At 71.6% G+C, this 15,582-nt stretch carries 20 protein-coding genes; 1 reads left to right on the plus strand and 19 read right to left on the minus strand.

The genetic code is table 11. The annotated features are described in order from the left end of the window. Positions 1–122: 122 nt before the first annotated feature. Both tsf and rpsB read right to left on the minus strand, forming a co-directional pair. Complete coding sequence (gene tsf / locus ACZ7G1_RS00455) at positions 123–959, minus strand: translation elongation factor Ts (RefSeq protein ID WP_470880921.1); 837 nt, start codon at positions 957–959, stop codon at positions 123–125. A 102-nt stretch (positions 960–1,061) separates the two neighbouring features. Further along, positions 1,062–1,931 (minus strand): 30S ribosomal protein S2, encoded by an 870-nt coding sequence (gene rpsB, locus ACZ7G1_RS00460; RefSeq protein WP_470880922.1) that lies wholly within the window; start codon positions 1,929–1,931, stop codon positions 1,062–1,064. A 255-nt stretch (positions 1,932–2,186) separates the two neighbouring features. Between rpsB and ACZ7G1_RS00465 the strand changes: the two genes are divergently transcribed. Continuing rightward, complete coding sequence (locus ACZ7G1_RS00465; protein WP_470880924.1) at positions 2,187–2,666, plus strand: murein hydrolase activator EnvC family protein; 480 nt, start codon at positions 2,187–2,189, stop codon at positions 2,664–2,666. On the opposite strand, the gene ACZ7G1_RS00470 is transcribed toward ACZ7G1_RS00465, so the two are convergent. From ACZ7G1_RS00470 to ACZ7G1_RS00550, 17 genes are all read right to left on the minus strand, one after another. Beyond that, a complete protein-coding gene (locus ACZ7G1_RS00470; RefSeq protein ID WP_470880963.1) occupies positions 2,647–3,213 on the minus strand; it encodes a TetR/AcrR family transcriptional regulator in 567 nt (188 codons plus the stop codon). The two genes, ACZ7G1_RS00465 and ACZ7G1_RS00470, sit on opposite strands and share 20 nt — an antisense overlap. Before the next feature lie 71 nt (positions 3,214–3,284). After that, positions 3,285–4,121, minus strand: a complete 837-nt coding sequence (whiG, locus tag ACZ7G1_RS00475) for an RNA polymerase sigma factor WhiG (RefSeq protein WP_470880925.1) — start codon at positions 4,119–4,121, stop codon at positions 3,285–3,287. A 248-nt stretch (positions 4,122–4,369) separates the two neighbouring features. Beyond that, entirely contained in the window at positions 4,370–5,620 is a 1,251-nt protein-coding gene (gene dprA, locus ACZ7G1_RS00480; RefSeq protein WP_470880927.1) for a DNA-processing protein DprA, read from the minus strand. Next, on the minus strand, positions 5,617–7,233 hold the full coding sequence (locus tag ACZ7G1_RS00485) for a YifB family Mg chelatase-like AAA ATPase (protein ID WP_470880929.1): 1,617 nt from the start codon (positions 7,231–7,233) through the stop codon (positions 5,617–5,619). The genes dprA and ACZ7G1_RS00485 overlap by 4 nt, the downstream gene beginning before the upstream one ends. Continuing rightward, positions 7,233–7,598 (minus strand): YraN family protein, encoded by a 366-nt coding sequence (locus ACZ7G1_RS00490; RefSeq protein WP_470880931.1) that lies wholly within the window; start codon positions 7,596–7,598, stop codon positions 7,233–7,235. Before ACZ7G1_RS00490 ends, ACZ7G1_RS00485 begins: the two co-directional genes overlap by 1 nt. Positions 7,599–7,707: 109 nt before the next feature. After that, the gene (locus ACZ7G1_RS00495) at positions 7,708–8,016 is read right to left on the minus strand and encodes a DUF2469 domain-containing protein (protein ID WP_005311352.1); all 309 of its coding nucleotides are present in this window, start codon (positions 8,014–8,016) and stop codon (positions 7,708–7,710) included. Between the two features lie 55 nt (positions 8,017–8,071). Next, positions 8,072–8,596 (minus strand): NUDIX hydrolase, encoded by a 525-nt coding sequence (locus ACZ7G1_RS00500; RefSeq protein WP_470880933.1) that lies wholly within the window; start codon positions 8,594–8,596, stop codon positions 8,072–8,074. Continuing rightward, the gene (lepB, locus tag ACZ7G1_RS00505; RefSeq protein WP_470880936.1) at positions 8,593–9,363 is read right to left on the minus strand and encodes a signal peptidase I; all 771 of its coding nucleotides are present in this window, start codon (positions 9,361–9,363) and stop codon (positions 8,593–8,595) included. Before lepB (ACZ7G1_RS00505) ends, ACZ7G1_RS00500 begins: the two co-directional genes overlap by 4 nt. Positions 9,364–9,417: 54 nt before the next feature. Then, positions 9,418–10,353, minus strand: a complete 936-nt coding sequence (gene lepB / locus ACZ7G1_RS00510; RefSeq protein WP_470880965.1) for a signal peptidase I — start codon at positions 10,351–10,353, stop codon at positions 9,418–9,420. After that, entirely contained in the window at positions 10,322–11,323 is a 1,002-nt protein-coding gene (gene lepB / locus ACZ7G1_RS00515; protein ID WP_470880938.1) for a signal peptidase I, read from the minus strand. Before lepB (ACZ7G1_RS00515) ends, lepB (ACZ7G1_RS00510) begins: the two co-directional genes overlap by 32 nt. Next, complete coding sequence (gene lepB, locus ACZ7G1_RS00520; RefSeq protein WP_470880940.1) at positions 11,316–12,068, minus strand: signal peptidase I; 753 nt, start codon at positions 12,066–12,068, stop codon at positions 11,316–11,318. Before lepB (ACZ7G1_RS00520) ends, lepB (ACZ7G1_RS00515) begins: the two co-directional genes overlap by 8 nt. 68 nt (positions 12,069–12,136) lie before the next feature. Next, positions 12,137–12,487 carry a 50S ribosomal protein L19 gene (gene rplS, locus ACZ7G1_RS00525; protein ID WP_317874030.1) on the minus strand — a complete coding sequence of 117 codons (351 nt, stop codon included), beginning with the start codon at positions 12,485–12,487 and terminating at the stop codon, positions 12,137–12,139. A gap of 127 nt (positions 12,488–12,614) precedes the next feature. Continuing rightward, the gene (gene trmD, locus ACZ7G1_RS00530; protein ID WP_470880942.1) at positions 12,615–13,436 is read right to left on the minus strand and encodes a tRNA (guanosine(37)-N1)-methyltransferase TrmD; all 822 of its coding nucleotides are present in this window, start codon (positions 13,434–13,436) and stop codon (positions 12,615–12,617) included. Continuing rightward, complete coding sequence (gene rimM / locus ACZ7G1_RS00535) at positions 13,433–13,990, minus strand: ribosome maturation factor RimM (RefSeq protein ID WP_470880944.1); 558 nt, start codon at positions 13,988–13,990, stop codon at positions 13,433–13,435. The genes trmD and rimM overlap by 4 nt, the downstream gene beginning before the upstream one ends. Before the next feature lie 125 nt (positions 13,991–14,115). Beyond that, complete coding sequence (locus tag ACZ7G1_RS00540) at positions 14,116–14,355, minus strand: RNA-binding protein (protein ID WP_005311361.1); 240 nt, start codon at positions 14,353–14,355, stop codon at positions 14,116–14,118. A gap of 2 nt (positions 14,356–14,357) precedes the next feature. Further along, positions 14,358–14,801 carry a 30S ribosomal protein S16 gene (rpsP, locus tag ACZ7G1_RS00545; RefSeq protein ID WP_030325634.1) on the minus strand — a complete coding sequence of 148 codons (444 nt, stop codon included), beginning with the start codon at positions 14,799–14,801 and terminating at the stop codon, positions 14,358–14,360. Between the two features lie 154 nt (positions 14,802–14,955). Beyond that, positions 14,956–15,549, minus strand: a complete 594-nt coding sequence (locus ACZ7G1_RS00550) for a hypothetical protein (protein WP_033204778.1) — start codon at positions 15,547–15,549, stop codon at positions 14,956–14,958. Positions 15,550–15,582 lie beyond the last annotated feature (33 nt).

Raw genomic sequence — 15,582 nt, forward strand, 5'->3', positions numbered from 1 at the left:
GGTCCTCGCGGTATCCCGTGCGGCAATGGCCTCCTCGTCAGATCTGCGGTCGTCCTGCGCGGGCGCGGACGACTGCCTCAGACCCTACCGGGGTCCGGCGTCCGTCGCGTTCGCGGACGGACTCAGATGCCGACCTTGATGCGGGTGAAGCGCTTCAGGGTGACACCGGCCTCGTCCAGGACCTTCTGGACGGACTTCTTGTTGTCAAGGGCGTACGGCTGGCCGAGCAGCGTGGCGTCCTTGAAGAAGCCGTTGACGCGACCCTCGACGATCTTGGCGATCGCGGCCTCGGGCTTGCCCTCGGCGCGGGTGGTCTCCTCGGCGATGCGACGCTCGGACTCGACGACCTCGGCCGGAATGTCTTCCTTGGTGAGGTACTTCGGCGCGAAGGCGGCGATGTGCTGGGCGATGCCCTTGGCGACATCGGCGTCGGCCTTGTCGAACTCGACGAGGACACCGATCTGCGGGGGCAGGTCGGGCATCGTGCGGTGCATGTACGCGAAGACGAAGCCGTCGGCGTACTGCGCGAAGCGGTCGAGGACGATCTTCTCGCCGAGGTTGGCGTTGGCCTCGTCGACGAACGCCTGGACCGTCTTGCCGGCCTCGATCTCGGAGGCGAGCAGCGCGTCCAGGTCGGCCGGGGAGGTGGCGGCGACGTGCGCGGCCAGCTGGTTGGCGACGGCCTGGAACTTCTCGCCCTTGGCGACGAAGTCCGTCTCGCACTTCAGCTCGACGAGGACGCCGGAGGTGTTGTCGTCGGCGATGAGGGAGACCACGGCGCCGTTCTCGGCAGAGCGGCCCTCGCGCTTGGCGACGCCCTTCTGACCCTTGATACGGAGCGCCTCGACGGCCTTGTCGACGTTGCCGTCGGCCTCGTCCAGGGCCTTCTTGCAGTCCATCATGCCGGCGCCGGTGAGCTCGCGGAGCTTCTTGACGTCAGCGGCGGTGTAGTTCGCCATGAGTCTGTTTCTCTCTCGAAGTCTGAAAGATTCGGGCGGGTCCACGGGTCGACGGCGGGGGCTTCGTAGGCCCCCGCCGTCTCACCCGAAGGTCCTGAAGGGTCAGGCCTGCTCGGCGTCCGCGGCCGGAGCCTCGGTGACCTCGGCAGCGGCCTCGGCGGCGGGGGCCTCGACGGTCTCGTCGGCCTTCTTCTCGCCACCCTCGAGCAGGTCGCGCTCCCACTCGGCGAGGGGCTCGCCGGCGGCCTTCTCGCCCGGCTTCGAGTCGCCGGTCGCGGCGCCGGAGCGGGCGATGAGGCCCTCGGCGACGGCGTCGGCGATCACGCGGGTGAGCAGGGTGACGGAGCGGATCGCGTCGTCGTTGCCCGGGATCTTGTAGTCGACCTCGTCGGGGTCGCAGTTGGTGTCGAGGATCGCGACGACCGGGATGTGGAGCTTGCGCGCCTCACCGACGGCGATGTGCTCCTTCTTGGTGTCGACGATCCAGACGGCGCTCGGCACCTTCTGCATCTCGCGGATACCACCGAGGGTCTTCTCCAGCTTGGCCTTCTCGCGGGAGAGGACCAGGAGCTCCTTCTTGGTGAGGCCGGAGGCGGCCACGTCCTCGAAGTCGATCTGCTCGAGCTCCTTGAGGCGCTGCAGACGCTTGTAGACGGTGGAGAAGTTGGTGAGCATGCCACCGAGCCAACGCTGGTTGACGTACGGCATACCGACGCGGGTCGCCTGCTCGGCGATGGCCTCCTGGGCCTGCTTCTTGGTACCCACGAACATGATGGAGCCGCCGTGCGCGACGGTCTCCTTGACGAACTCGTAGGCGCGGTCGATGTACGACAGCGACTGGAGCAGGTCGATGATGTAGATGCCGTTGCGCTCGGTGAAGATGAAGCGCTTCATCTTCGGGTTCCAGCGACGGGTCTGGTGACCGAAGTGGACGCCGCTCTCCAGCAGCTCCCGCATCGTGACGACGGCCATGGCCATCTCCTTGGTTTTCTCGGTTTTGTATTCCTGACGCCCCGGCGCGCCATGCCCCAGAGGGACCGAAAGGCGCTGCCACGTCCCGTGAGGGTCGTGGCGGGGCGTGCGAAGTCGACCCGGTGACCCGAGTCGCCATAGGAAGTGTACGGGACCCCGGGAGCGACGGGTGACGGCCCTGTCCACAACCGGCGAGTAGTCCACAGAAACCGGCCGGGACCCGTACGAAGCGGGCGGCGCGGGGAGTCTGGCCCCATGCACCTGACGCCATTGATCATCGTCCTCGGGCTGCTCTGGCCGGTGGGTCCCCCGCCGCCGGAGATCCTCCGCGGCTGGCAGCCGCCGCCCGGTCCCTACGCGGCCGGCCACCGGGGCGTCGACCTCGCCGCCGCGCCGGGCGCCCCGGTCCGCGCGCCGACCGCCGGGACGGTCACCTTCGCGGGCCCGGTCGGCGGGCGCGGGGTCCTCACGCTGACCCTGCCGGACTCGGGCTCTCCCCCGCTGCGGACCACCTTCGCGCCGGTCGTGCCCCTGGTGAGGGCCGGCACCCGGGTCAGCGCGGGGACGCCGGTCGCCGAGGTCGCCGCCGGTACGCACTGCGCGGAGTCGTGCCTCCACTGGGGGCTGCTCCGGGGTGACGCCTATCTGAACCCGCTGCTGCTCACGGCCAGGCCGGCGTCGCGGCTGCTGCCGCCGCGGGGCGGGGACGTCCGGGTCAGACCGTGGGGCCGCTGACGCCGTCGGCGCCGTTGACTCCGTGGAGGGCCATCGAGACCGCCGCCTCGGCGATCTCCGTGGGGTCCTCGGCGGCGCCGAGCTCGATGCGGCGGACGGCCGCGTCGACGACGCCCTGGAGGAGCATGGCGCCGAGGCGGGGCTGGGGCTGGCCGAGCGCGGCGAGGGCCTCGACGATCATGGCGACGAGTCCGCCGTGGGCGGCGCGGATCTTCTCGCGGGCGCCGTCGTCGAGCTCGCTCGCCGAGATGGCGACGACGGCCCGGTGGCGCCGGTCGCCGACCAGTTCCAGCTGCTTGCGGACATAGGCCTCGACCTTGCCGCCGGGCGTCTCGGCACCGGCCATGGCGGCCTCGACCTCGGCGGCCCAGAGGGGGAAGTCGACGGCGCACAGCTCTTCGACTACTGCCGCGCGCGATCGGAAGTACTCGTACACCGAGGAACGGGCCAGGCCCGTGCGCTCGGCGAGCGCGGGGAAGGTCAGCGCCTCCGTCCCGCCCTCGGACAGCAGGGATCGCGCGGCGTCCAGGAGGGCGCCGCGCTGCATGGTCCGGTGCTCGGCCACGGAGGCCGCTCGAATCCTGGGCACGGCTCCACTGTACGGCCGGCCCCGGACGCTCAGCGTCCGACGTCGGCCAGCTTGGCCCGGAGCTGCAGCACCGATTTGGTGTGGATCTGGCTGACGCGGCTCTCGGTGACCCCGAGCACGTTGCCGATCTCGGCGAGGGTGAGGCCCTCGTAGTAGTAGAGCGTGACGACGGTCTTCTCCCGCTCGGGGAGGGTGTTGATGGCGCGGGCGAGCAGGCGGCGCAGCTCGCGGTCCTCGGCGACCTCGACGGGGTTGTCGGCGGCCGTGTCCTCCAGGGTGTCCATCAGGGAGAGCCGGTCGCCGCCCTCTCCGCCGACGTGCAGCAGCTCTTCCAGGGCCACCACGTTCGCCAGGGACAACTGGCTGAAAACCGCGTGCAGTTCCTCCAGCGTGACGTCCATCTCGGCGGCCACCTCGCTCTCCGAGGGGGTGCGCCGCAGCTGGGCTTCCAGGGTGGCGTAGGCCCGCTCGACGTTGCGCGCCTTCTGGCGGACGGAGCGGGGGATCCAGTCCAGGGCCCGGAGCTCGTCGATCATCGCGCCGCGGATCCGGGTGATGGCGTACGTCTCGAACTTGATCGCCCGCTCGACGTCGAACTTCTCGATGGCGTCGATGAGGCCGAAGACCCCGGAGGAGACGAAGTCGGCCTGCTCCACATTGGACGGCAGTCCCACACTGACGCGCCCGGCGACGTATTTGACGAGCGGCGAGTAGTGCAGGATCAGCTGCTCCCGCAGCCGCTCGTCGCCCGTGTCCTTGTACGACCGCCACAGTTCGTCGAGCGACGTCGGTGCGGACGGTCGCACGGTGCCCCGGGCTGCTGGGGGCACCGCAGCGCGGTCAGACCCGGAGGTGTGCTGGGGCATGCGTTGCCTTGAGCCGTTCTGCTGGCGGGTGTGTCGGTGTGGGTGTCCTGGGTGTCCTGGCGGGAATCCTGGTGAGCGTAGCGTGAGTGCGCGGTCGCGGTGCGCGTACATCGGCGGATCGCGCCGGTCCGGGTGGACGCCGTCGGTCGCATCTTCGAACCCGGGCCGTGGCGCGTGTCGGCCCCTCGGGTGCGGCCGAGAGAACTCGATTGTTCATCGCCTCAACCCTTTCACCCGAATGCTCCAGGTCAAGCACCGCCTCGCCGCGCGTTCGACGGCGGAGTCGCCGTGTTCGTCAACTGCCAGCCCTCCCCGTGACGTTCGACGAAGCCGAGCGAGTGGAGTTCGTACAGCTTGGCGAGCGTCTCGTCGGGGGTGGTGCCGGCCCGGCCCGCGATGACGCCGAGGGACGTCGGCCCCCCGGCCGGTACGGCTTCCAGGACCTGTGCCGTGGCGGGAGCGAGCAGGTCACGGGGCAGGACCGGGCCTCTGCGGACGGGGGCGAGCTGCCCCATCTCGCCGACGAGTTCGACGATCTCGTCGGCGTCGGTGACCAGGGTGGCGCCGCCGCGCAGCAGTTCGTGGACGCCCGCCGAGAGCGCGCTGGTGACCGGGCCGGGTACCCCCATGGTGTGACGGCCGAGCCGGGCGGCGGCGCGGGCGGTGACGAGCGAGCCGCTGCGGTGCTGGGCCTCGACGACCACGGTCCCCCGGGTGAGGGCGGCGATGACACGGTTGCGGAGGATGAACCGGCTGGGCGTCGGGTGGCTTTCGGGCGGCAGTTCGCCGATCACGAGCCCCTGCTCCGCCACCCGCCGGATGAGCCGGTCGTGCCCCCGGGGATAGGGGGTGTCGACGCCACAGGCGAGCACGGCGGCCGTCGCCCCGCCCGCGGCGAGCGCCCCGCGATGGGCCGCGCCGTCGATCCCGTACGCCGCCCCGGAGACGACGACCCAGCCGTGCCGGGCCAGCCCCGCGGCGAGCCCGGCCGCGGTGTGCGCCCCGTAGGGGGTGCAGGCCCGCGCACCGACCAGGGCGACGGATCGCAGCGCCCAGCTCCGCAGATCGGCCGGCCCTCTGACCCACAGCCCGAGCGGCCTGGCGTCCCCGAGGTCGTCCAGCTGCCGGGGCCATTCGGTGTCGCCCGGGATGACGAACCGCCCGCCGAGCCGGTGCACGGTCTCCAGGTCCCTCGCGGGCTCGGCCGCCCGGGCCCGCCGCCGCCACCCGTCGACCCGTCGCGCCCCTGTCCCCGTGAACAGCCCGTCACCGGGCCCTTCGGGACGCGCGTCCGGCACCTCGTCGGACGCATCCCACAGAGTGTCGTCCGGGTCCCGGCCCCGGCGGGCCCGGCGCCCGCGGTGCTCCTCCGGGTGGAGCAGGCGGTCGAGGAAGCCGGCGGCCCCGTGGTGGCGGATCCATCGGCCGGCGTGCTCGTCGCCGGGTTCGACGGCCCGGGTGAGCGCGGCGCGGGCGAGCCGCTCGTCCGTGGCGGTCATGCGTACTCCCCCGCTCCCACCGGCACACCGCGCGCGATGCCGGTGCGCAGTTCGAGCGCGAGCGCGATGTCCTGGCCGTCCGGCCGGTCGTGTCCGGCGAGGTCGGCGACGCTCCAGGCGACCCGGAGGACCCGGTCGAGCCCGCGGGCGGTGAGCAGTCCGCGCTCGATGTCGCGTTCGGCGGAGGCGAGGGCGCCGGGTGCGGCGAGGTAGCGCGTACGGAGTTCGTGTCCGGGGATCTCGCTGTTGACGTTCCAGGGGGTGTCCGCGAGGCGGGCCGCCGCGCGGGCCCTGGCCTCGCGGACCCGTGCGGCGACGGTGGCGGTCGGCTCGCCCCGCCCGCCCTGGCCGAGGAGGTCGGCGCGGGTGACCGGCTCGGCCTCGACGCGCAGGTCGACGCGGTCGAGCAGGGGTCCGGAGAGCCGTGCCTGGTAGCGGCGGATGACCGCGGAGGGGCATTCGCAGCCGGCGCCCTGGAGGGTGTGCCGGCCGCAGGGGCAGGGGTTGGCGGCGATGGCGAGGAGGAAGCGGGCCGGGAGCCGGACGACGCCGGCGGCGCGGGCGATGACGACGTGCCCTGATTCGAGGGGCTGCCGGAGCGCGTCGAGGACCTTGCCGGAGAACTCGGGCGCCTCGTCCAGGAAGAGGACTCCGCGGTGGGCGAGGGAGACGGCGCCCGGCCTGGGCAGTCCGTTGCTGCCGCCTCCGACGAGGGACTGGGTGGTGGCGGAGTGGTGGGGCGCGCAGTAGGGGGCGCGGCGGACGAGGGGTTCGCCGGGCGGGAGGATGCCGGCGACGGAGTGCACGGCGGTGACTTCGAGGGACTCCTGCCGGGTGAGCGGCGGCAGGATGCCGGGGAGCCGCTCGGCCAGCATGGTCTTTCCGGCGCCCGGCGGGCCGGAGAGCATGAGGTGGTGGCCGCCGGCGGCGGCGATCTCCAGGGCCCGGCGGGCCCGGTGCTGGCCGGCGACGTCGGCGAGGTCGGGGCCGTCGGCGGGGTCGGCGGCGAGTCCGGTGCCGATGCCGGCGCCGGGGACGAGCAGTCCGGCGAGCATGGCGTCGGGCCTGCCCTCCTCCTCGGTCTCCTCCTCGGGTACGGGTTCGTCGGTGAGGACGGCGATCAGCTGGCGCAGGCTGCGGATGCCGAGGACGGAGACGCCGGGGACGAGCGCGGCCTCGCCGGCGGTCCGCTCGGGTACGACGACCTGCTGGTAGCCGGCCTCGGCGGCGGCGAGGACGGCGGGCAGGACGCCTCGGACGGGCCGGACGCGCCCGTCGAGGCCGAGTTCGCCGATGAGGACGAGGTCGGCGATGGCGCGCGGGTCGATGCGCTCGGCGGCGCCCAGCACCGCCGCGGCGACGGCCAAGTCGAATCCGCTGCCGCCCTTGGGGACGGAGGCCGGGCTGAGTCCGACGGTCAGCTTCTTCTGGGGCCATTCGGCGCCGGAGTTGACGACGGCGGCGCGGACGCGGTCGCGGCTCTCGACGAGGCTCTTGTCGGGGAGGCCGACGAGGGCGAAGGCGGCGACCCCGGGTTCGAGGTCGGCCTGGACCTCGACGACGACGCCTTCGACGCCGACGAGGGCGACGGAGCAGGTGCGGGCGAATCCCATCAGGCCACCCCCTGCGCGTGGGTGAGGACGGGGGCGCCCTTGTGCGGCAGGACGATGCCGACGAGGTCGATGCGGACGCCGCCGGCGGGTGCCGGGCCGCCGCTGCGGTCGAGCCAGCAGGCGGCGAGGCGACGGAGCCGCTCGGCCTTGCGGGGTGTGACAGCGGCCATCGGGTGTTCGTACCCGCCGTGGCGACGGGTCTTGACCTCGCAGATGACGAGGGTGTCGCCGTCACGGGCGACGATGTCGATCTCGCCGGTCCGGCCGCAGCGCCAGTTGCGGGCGAGGATATGCATGCCGGTCGCGGTGAGCCGGCGGGTCGCCAGCTCTTCTCCGTACCGTCCGAGGGCTTGGGTCCTGTTCATGCGGTACCACCTCCGTCACCGAATGTGACGGAGTGCGGCGGACCGCGTGCGGCGCTGTGGAGGGACGGGAGCCTGTGGAAAACCCACTCACCCCTTCGGGTGAGGCGCGTCAGCTGCCGGGAAGTTCGAGGTCGCTCTTGTTGAGCTCCTCGATGTTCACGTCCTTGAAGGTGAGGACCCGGACCTGCTTCACGAACCTGGCCGGCCTGTACATGTCCCAGACCCAGGCGTCGGCCATGCTGACTTCGAAGAAGACCTCTCCCTGGACCGAGTGCACCTGCATCTCGTAGTCATTGGTGAGGTAGAAGCGACGCTCGGTCTCGATCACGTATTTGAACAGCCCGACGACGTCGCGGTACTCCCGGTAGAGCTTCAGCTCCATCTCGGTCTCGTACTTCTCGAGGTCCTCGGCGCTCATGGCATGTTCCCCTTCAGCCGTGCGTCCCCCTATTGTGCGCCAGCCGTGCGCGCCCCTAAACGATTTCCGGGGCGAGAACCACCGGTGCACCGGGAGGTCCCTCGTCGAGCAGCGTGTGCAGCAGCTCGGCGAGCCTGGTCGGGTACACCGTCTCACGCGCCGCCGACAGTTCGGCGGAGGTCCACCATCTCAGGCCGGCCAGACTCCGGGTCTCCAGCTCCGTGAGGGCCCGCGGCCGGGGCGCGGACTCGGTCCGGCGGGTGCGGGCGAGGTAGTACCACTCGTCCTGGTCCCACCGGCGCCCGTCGAAGGGGAAGGAGCAGTACCGCTTCCACAGCACCGGGCCGAGCTCGACATCGGTGATGCCGGTCTCCTCGGCGAGCTCGCGCAGCGCCGCCTGCTCCCGCGTCTCCTCGCCCTCCAGGCCGCCGCCCGGGGTGAACCACCAGGTGTCGGCCGGGTCGTCCGGCTCGTAACCCCGCATGAGGAGGATGCGGTCGTCCGGGTCGAGCAGCACGACGCGCGCCACCCGCCGCGGCGCCTCGGCGGCCGGCCCGGCGTCCGTCCCGCGCTCCGTCACGCGTCCACCTTCTCCCGCTTCCCCGGCCGGGACCCGTTCCCGGCTCGCCCCCGGGTCAGCAGCCGTGCCACCGGCCCGTACGCCGCACCCGCGAAGATCAGTACACACCCGGCGACGATCGCCGTGAAGAGCGCGCGGAACGGCCCCGGCTCCGAGGTGCCGCCTGGGAGGGCCGCGAAGCCGGCCGGGGGCTCCAGCAGGCCCTTGGCGGGCCAGACGACCGCGTCGACCCTGCCGACGACGGTGGAGCGGGGCACGGAGCCCTGTCCGGCGTCTTCGAGGTGGGTGCGGGAGTCGAGCGAGGTGTGCCGGTCGTCGCCGAGGAGGAACAGGCTGCCCTCCGGGACCGTCACGGAGAACTCCTTGTCCGAGGCGGTCGTCCGGCCGCCGATCCCCGGCCGCAGGTACGGCTCGTCGACGGGCGTGCCGTTGACGGTGAGCCGCCCGTCCTTGTCGCAGCAGGCGACGGTGTCACCGCCGACCGCGGCGACCCGCTTGACCATGGGCGAGTTCCCCCAGAGCGGGTCCTTGAAGACGACGACGTCACCGCGCCGCACCTCGTCGCCGTCGACGCGCTCGGCGAGGATCCTGGAGCCGACGTCGAGGGTCGGGGTCATCGAGTCGGTGGGCACGGTGTACGGCTGGTAGATCAGCGCGCCTCCGACGAAGCCGCCGAGGAACAGCAGACAGCCGACGGCCACGGCCAGCCCCGACAGCACGCTGCCGAGGCGGCCGTGGCCGCCCTTCGTTCCGGTATTTCCGCTCATGTGCAGCCCCAGAGGTCTCTCGACGTTCCGGGACGGCACCCTACCCGCGGGTCACTACTCGGCGGTATGCCCAGCGGTGCGCTTCTTCCGGCGCCACAGCACCAGCGGGAGCGCTCCGGCCAGGCTCGCCGCGCCGAGCGGGGCGGCGGCCATGGCCTGGTTGAGGCCGGGCTGGTCGAAGATGTCCGGGACGGGGAGCGTGGCCCAGCGGGTGACCGGCCAGGCGATGACGACGGCGCGGCCGACGACCTCGTCGTTGGAGACGGTGCCCGCGCCCGGCAGCTGCTGGTGGAAGCGGGAGTCCAGGGAGTTCTGGCGGTTGTCGCCCATCACCCAGATCCGGTCCTCGGGGACCTTGACCGGCCCGAACGAGTCCTGGCAGGGCACGGAGCCGGGGTAGAGGTACGAGGTCTCGTCGAGCGCGACCCCGTTGACGACGACCTTGGCGCCCTCCTTGCAGGAGACGGTGTCGCCGCCGACCGCGATGACGCGCTTGATGAGGTCCTTCTCCTCGGCGGACGGCATGAGGCCGATGAAGCTGAGGAACTTCTGCACGACGTTCGGCGTGGGCGCCTCCTGGCCCTCGAGCCAGCCGCCCGGGTCGTGGAAGACGACGACCTCGCCGCGCTCGGGCTCGGAGCCGAACCAGGGGGTCAGCTTGTCGACGAGGACGCGGTCGCCCTTCTGGAGGGTGTTCATCATCGACTCCGAGGGAATCGAGAACGCCTGCACCAGGAAGGTCTTGATCAGCAGCGCGAGCACCAGGGCGATACCGACGAGGAGCGGCAGTTCCTTCCAGAAGGAACGCTGCTTCTTCGGGCCCCTGCCGGAGCCGCCCGCCGCTTCGTCGTCGCCCTCGCCCGGCGTACCGCCGCCCGGCGGCTGCGCCTGCTCGTCACCCGTCACGTCGCCACCCGTCGTGTCATCGCCGAAGGCCCCGTCGGCCCTCTTCTCGGGCTCATCGTGTCCGGATCGTGCGCCGACGGCCAAATCCCCCACATCCACTCCTCAATCCGTGCGAACGCCTGCCCCCGAACAGGGACAGGCCCACCACTCCCATAACGAGCAGAAGTTCCGCAGGGGTCGGGAGCCCGGGCAATCCGTTCAGATTCCGCTGGGACACACTATGCGACAGACCGCGCGGGTACTCGGAACTCGCACTGCTGTCCGGTACCGGGTCCGGGACCTTCTCGAACGTGCTCCGCTGCTCCAGCCACCGCGTGTGCCCGAAGGGCCAGATGATCGCCACGGCGCGCCCCACGACCTGCTCCTCGGAGACCGTGCCGTGGCCCTCCTCGTCGAGGTGGAAGCGGGAGTCGGCCGAGTCGGACCGGTGGTCGCCGAGGACGAAGATCCGGCCTTCGGGGACCTTCACCTCGAAGGGGATCTCGGACGGCTGGTTCCCGGGGTGCAGATACGGCTCTTCCAGCGGTACGCCGTTGACGGTGAGCCGGCCGTCCTTGTCGCAGCAGCGGACGGTGTCCCCGCCGACGGCGACGACCCGCTTGATGAGGTCCCGTTCGTCGGCCGAGGGCAGCAGGCCGATGAAGGTCAGGGCCTGCTTGGCCTGCTTGATGCCGATCGGGTCGTCGGCGGGCGGCGCGGTGTCGTGCTGGAGCCAGTTGCCGGGGTCCTTGAAGACGACGACGTCACCGCGCTGCGGCCGGGAGCCGAACCACGGGGTGAGCTTGTCGACGAGGACCCGGTCGTCGATCCGGATCGTCTGCTCCATGGAGCCGGAGGGGATGACGAAGGCCTGGACCAGGAAGGTCTTGAGGACGAGGGCGATGAGTACGGCCACCGTGATCAGGACGGGGATCTCCCGGATCGCGGAGCGCTGCCGGCGCCGCCTGACGCGGCGGGCGAGCCTGCGCCGCTCGGCGCGGCCCGGCAGGGCCGCGGGCTGTGCGGGGTCGGCGCCACGGGCGGAGCCGTGGGCCGGACGGCCGCGGCTACCCATGGGCCCCTGCTCCGTGTCCGCCGGCCGGCGGGGACGGTACGGCCCCGAAGGCGTCCGTGGCGGGCAGGGCGGACCAGCGGCCGAAGGGCCAGGCGATCCAGCCGGCGCGTCCGACGACCTTGTCGACGGGGACCATCCCGCCGCCCGGGCTGCCCAGGTGGTCGCGGGAGTCGCTGGACTGGCTGCGGTGGTCGCCCATCACCCAGAGCCTGCCCGGGGGGACGACGATGTCGAAGGCGACGCTGGAGGGCTGGTCGCCGGGCATCAGGTAGCGCTCCTGGACCGCGACGCCGTTGACGGTGAGCCGTCCGTCCTTGTCGCAGCAGACCACCCGGTCGCCGCCGACGCCGACGACCCGCTTCACGAAATCGGTCTCGGCGGGCTCCGCGAGCCCGAGCGCGGCCCCGGCGCCGCGCAGCAGTCCGGTGACCGGATCGCCCTGCGGCTCCTCCCGCACGAAGGATCCCGTGCCGTCGAAGACGACGACGTCGCCGCGGCGCGGCTCACTGCCGAAACGGTACGCCAGCTTGTTGACCAGGATCCGGTCGCCGACCCGCAGCGTCGGTTCCATGGAGCCGCTGGGGATGAGGAAGGGCTGCATCACGAAGTGGCTCAGGAGCAGCAGGAAGGCCACGCAGGCGACGCCCACGAGGCCCGTACGCCGCCAGGAAACGCGCGCGGAGCGCGACCCCTCCTCCGTGTCGGTGGAGGGGTCGCGCTCCGTGTGCTGTGCTTCGGTGTCCATCGGGGACAGAGCCTATCCGGCCCGTCTGTGCGAGGACCTCAAGCGTCGCGTGAGCGGTGAGCCGGGGCTCAGCGGTCGCGCTTCTCCTTGATCTTGGCAGCCTTGCCGCGCAGCTCACGCAGGTAGTAGAGCTTGGCGCGACGGACGTCACCGCGGGTCACGAGCTCGATCTTCTCGAAGATCGGGGAGTTCACCGGGAAGGTGCGCTCGACGCCGACGGAGAACGAGACCTTGCGGACCGTGAAGGTCTCGCTGACGCCCGAGCCCTGGCGGCGGATGACGACACCCTTGAACTGCTGGATGCGGGAGCGGTTGCCTTCGATGACGCGCACGTGGACGTTCACGGTGTCGCCGGGGCGGAAGGCGGGGAGGTCGGAGCGGAGCGCGGCCGCGTTGACCTGGTCGAGCAGGGAGGCCATGGAGGTCTCTTTCCTCGCTGATGCCACAGGTCATCAGCGGTACGTTCGGATGATCGGGATGCCGTACGTCTCTGGCGGACGTCGTTCCCCCTGTGGCAGGGGCGCGCGCCGGACGGACGACAGCGGCCTATTCTTCCACGTCCTCGACCCTGCGCCAAAATCGGCCGCCGGGCTCGGGCGCCCACCCCATCATCGAGAGGACCTCGCGGTCCTTCTTGTCGAAGGCGGACGGGTCGCAGCGCTCGATGAGGTCGGGCCGGTTGGCGACCGTGCGCCGGAAGGCCTCGTCCCGCCGCCAGCGGGCGATCTTGCCGTGGTGCCCGCTGACCAGGACGTCCGGGATGCCCCGGCCGCGCCACTCCGGGGGCTTGGTGTAGACGGGCCCCTCCAGGAGGTTGGCCATGGCGCCGGGCGCGAAGGAGTCGTCGCGGTGGGACTCGGCGTTGCCGAGGACACCGGGCAGGAGGCGGGCGACGGCCTCGGTGACGACGAGGACGGCGGCCTCCCCGCCGGCGAGCACGTAGTCGCCGATGGAGACCTCGTAGACCGGCATCCGGGTCGCGTACTCGTCCATGACGCGCCGGTCGATGCCCTCGTAACGCGCCGGGGTGAAGATCAGCCAGGGCCGCTCGGAGAGCTCGACGGCGAGTTCCTGGGTGAAGGGGCGGCCGCTGGGGGTCGGGACGACCATGACCGGGCCGTGCGCGCCGGCCTCGTACCCGTCGGCGAGCGTCTGGTCGAGCGCGTCGCCCCAGGGCTCGGTCTTCATGACCATGCCGGGGCCGCCGCCGTAGGGGGTGTCGTCGACCGTGTTGTGCCGGTCGTACGTCCAGTCGCGCAGGTGGTGGACGTGGACGTCGAGCTGTCCGCGCGCGCGTGCCTTGCCGACGAGGGAGACGTTCAGCGGTTCGAGGTACTCGGGGAAGATCGTGACGACGTCGAGCCTCATGCGTCGTCACCCGGCTCTTCGTCGCGGGAGGAGACGATCTCGGCGCGGTCGTCGATGAGGCCGGGCGGCGGGTCGATGACGGCCCGCTGCTCCTCCAGGTCGATCTCGGTGACGATCTCGGAGACGAACGGGATCATCAGCTCGGTGCCGTCGGGGCGCTCGACGATGAAGAGGTCCTGGGACGGCAGGTGGGAGATCTCGGTGATCCGGCCGATCTCGGTGCCGTCGGCGAGGACGACGTCGAGGTCCATGAGCTGGTGGTCGTAGTACTCGTCCTCCTCCTCCGGCAGCTCGGCGGGGTCGATCTCGGCGATGAGGAGGGTGTTGCGGAGGGCCTCGGCGGCGTTGCGGTCGCGGACGCCTTCGAAGCGCAGCAGCAGCTTGCCGCTGTGGACCTTGCCGTACTCGATGGTCAGCGGCCCGGCGGAGGCCGGGTCGGTGAGCAGGACGGCGCCGGGGCCGAGCCGGAGCTCGGGCTCGTCCGTCCGCACCTCGACGGTGACCTCGCCCTTGATGCCGTGGGCGCGGCCGACCCGCGCGACTACCAACTGCACTGCTCCACACTCTCCTGTCACGCAGTCCGGAAGACGAAGAAGACGAAAACGACAACGGGCCGGGGTGGGCTAAAGCCCTCCCCGGCCCGTGCCGGCACATCATTCAACCGATGTGGCCGACTTGTTCAGCGGACCTGGTCCACGTCGACGAGGTCGACTCGGATTCCACGGCCGCCGATGGCGCCCACGACGGTACGCAGCGCACGCGCGGTGCGGCCGTTGCGGCCGATCACCTTGCCGAGGTCGTCGGGGTGCACCCGGACCTCAAGCACGCGGCCACGACGCAGGTTGCGCGAGGCGACCTGCACATCGTCGGGGTTGTCGACGATGCCCTTCACGAGGTGCTCGAGAGCCTCCTCGAGCATGCTCAGGCCTCGGTCGACTCGGTCGACGCGGCCTCGGCCTCGTCAGCCTTCTTGTCGGCCTTCTTGGCCTTGGGGGTGATGGCCTCACCCTTGTCGTCGCCGCCCTCGAGGGCCTTCGCGAACTCGTCGAACGAGGCGCGCTTGGCTTCCTTGGTGGCCGGGACGAGCAGGGCCTTCTCCGGGGCCGGCAGACCCTTGTGCTTCTGCCAGTCGCCGGTGAGCTTCAGGATGGCGAGAACCGGCTCGGTCGGCTGGGCGCCGACGGACAGCCAGTACTGCGCACGCTCGGAGTCGACCTCGATACGCGACGGGTTGTACGTCGGGTGGTAGAGGCCGATCTCCTCGATCGCGCGACCATCGCGGCGGGTGCGCGAGTCGGCGACGACGATGCGGTAGTGCGGCTGGCGGATCTTACCGAGGCGCTTGAGCTTGATCTTGACTGCCACTGGAGTGGTGTCTCCTGGTCTTGACGTGGTTGGGCACTTGAGATGCCACGTGGGGTTGCGGTACTCGGATGCCCGATGGACGCGTCAGCCGGAGGAGAGAGGGGTCCTATGCGACTGTCGAGTACAGCTAGCCATTGTGCCACACGCCGCCGGGTCAGGTGGCGGCGCCCACCGTCTCCGGGATACGGAAGGGCTTGCCGCAGCCGCCGCAGACGATCGGGGCCTGGGCGAGCACCGAAGGCACCACCCGGACGTTCCGCCCGCAGTCGCAGACGGCCTTGACGCGGACGCCGCCGCCGGAGGAGCCGTGCCGGGCGGCCGGTCCGCGGAAGGAGCGCTTGGTGTCGGCGGCCGTGGCGACCGTGTGGGCCTTCAGGGCCCGCTGGAGCCGCTCGATGGTGGGGCGGTAGCGGCGGCGCGCCTCCGGGTTGAGCGTGACCAGGGAGAAGCCGCTGCTGGCGTGCGGCTCCTCGGGGTGGTCGAGGCCCATCTCCTCGGCGATCGCGAGGAATCTGCGGTTGTGATAGCGGCCGGCGCGGGAGGTGTCGCGGACCCCCCGGGCGGCGGCGATGCCGTGGACTGCCTCGTGGAGCAGTCGTTCGAAGGAGAGTTCGGCGCCGCAGGCGGACGAGGACTCTCCGATCAGGGACTCGGGCGCGGCAAGATCCGGCAGCTCGGGGTGGTGCCGCTGAATGTCGGCCCACGCCTGTGCCAGCTCTGCGGCGAGAACAGGTGGTGTCGTGCTCACGTCGCGTACAACGAGCCGAAGTGCCCCCGGGTT

The organism is Streptomyces sp. NPDC037273, assembly GCF_055603625.1.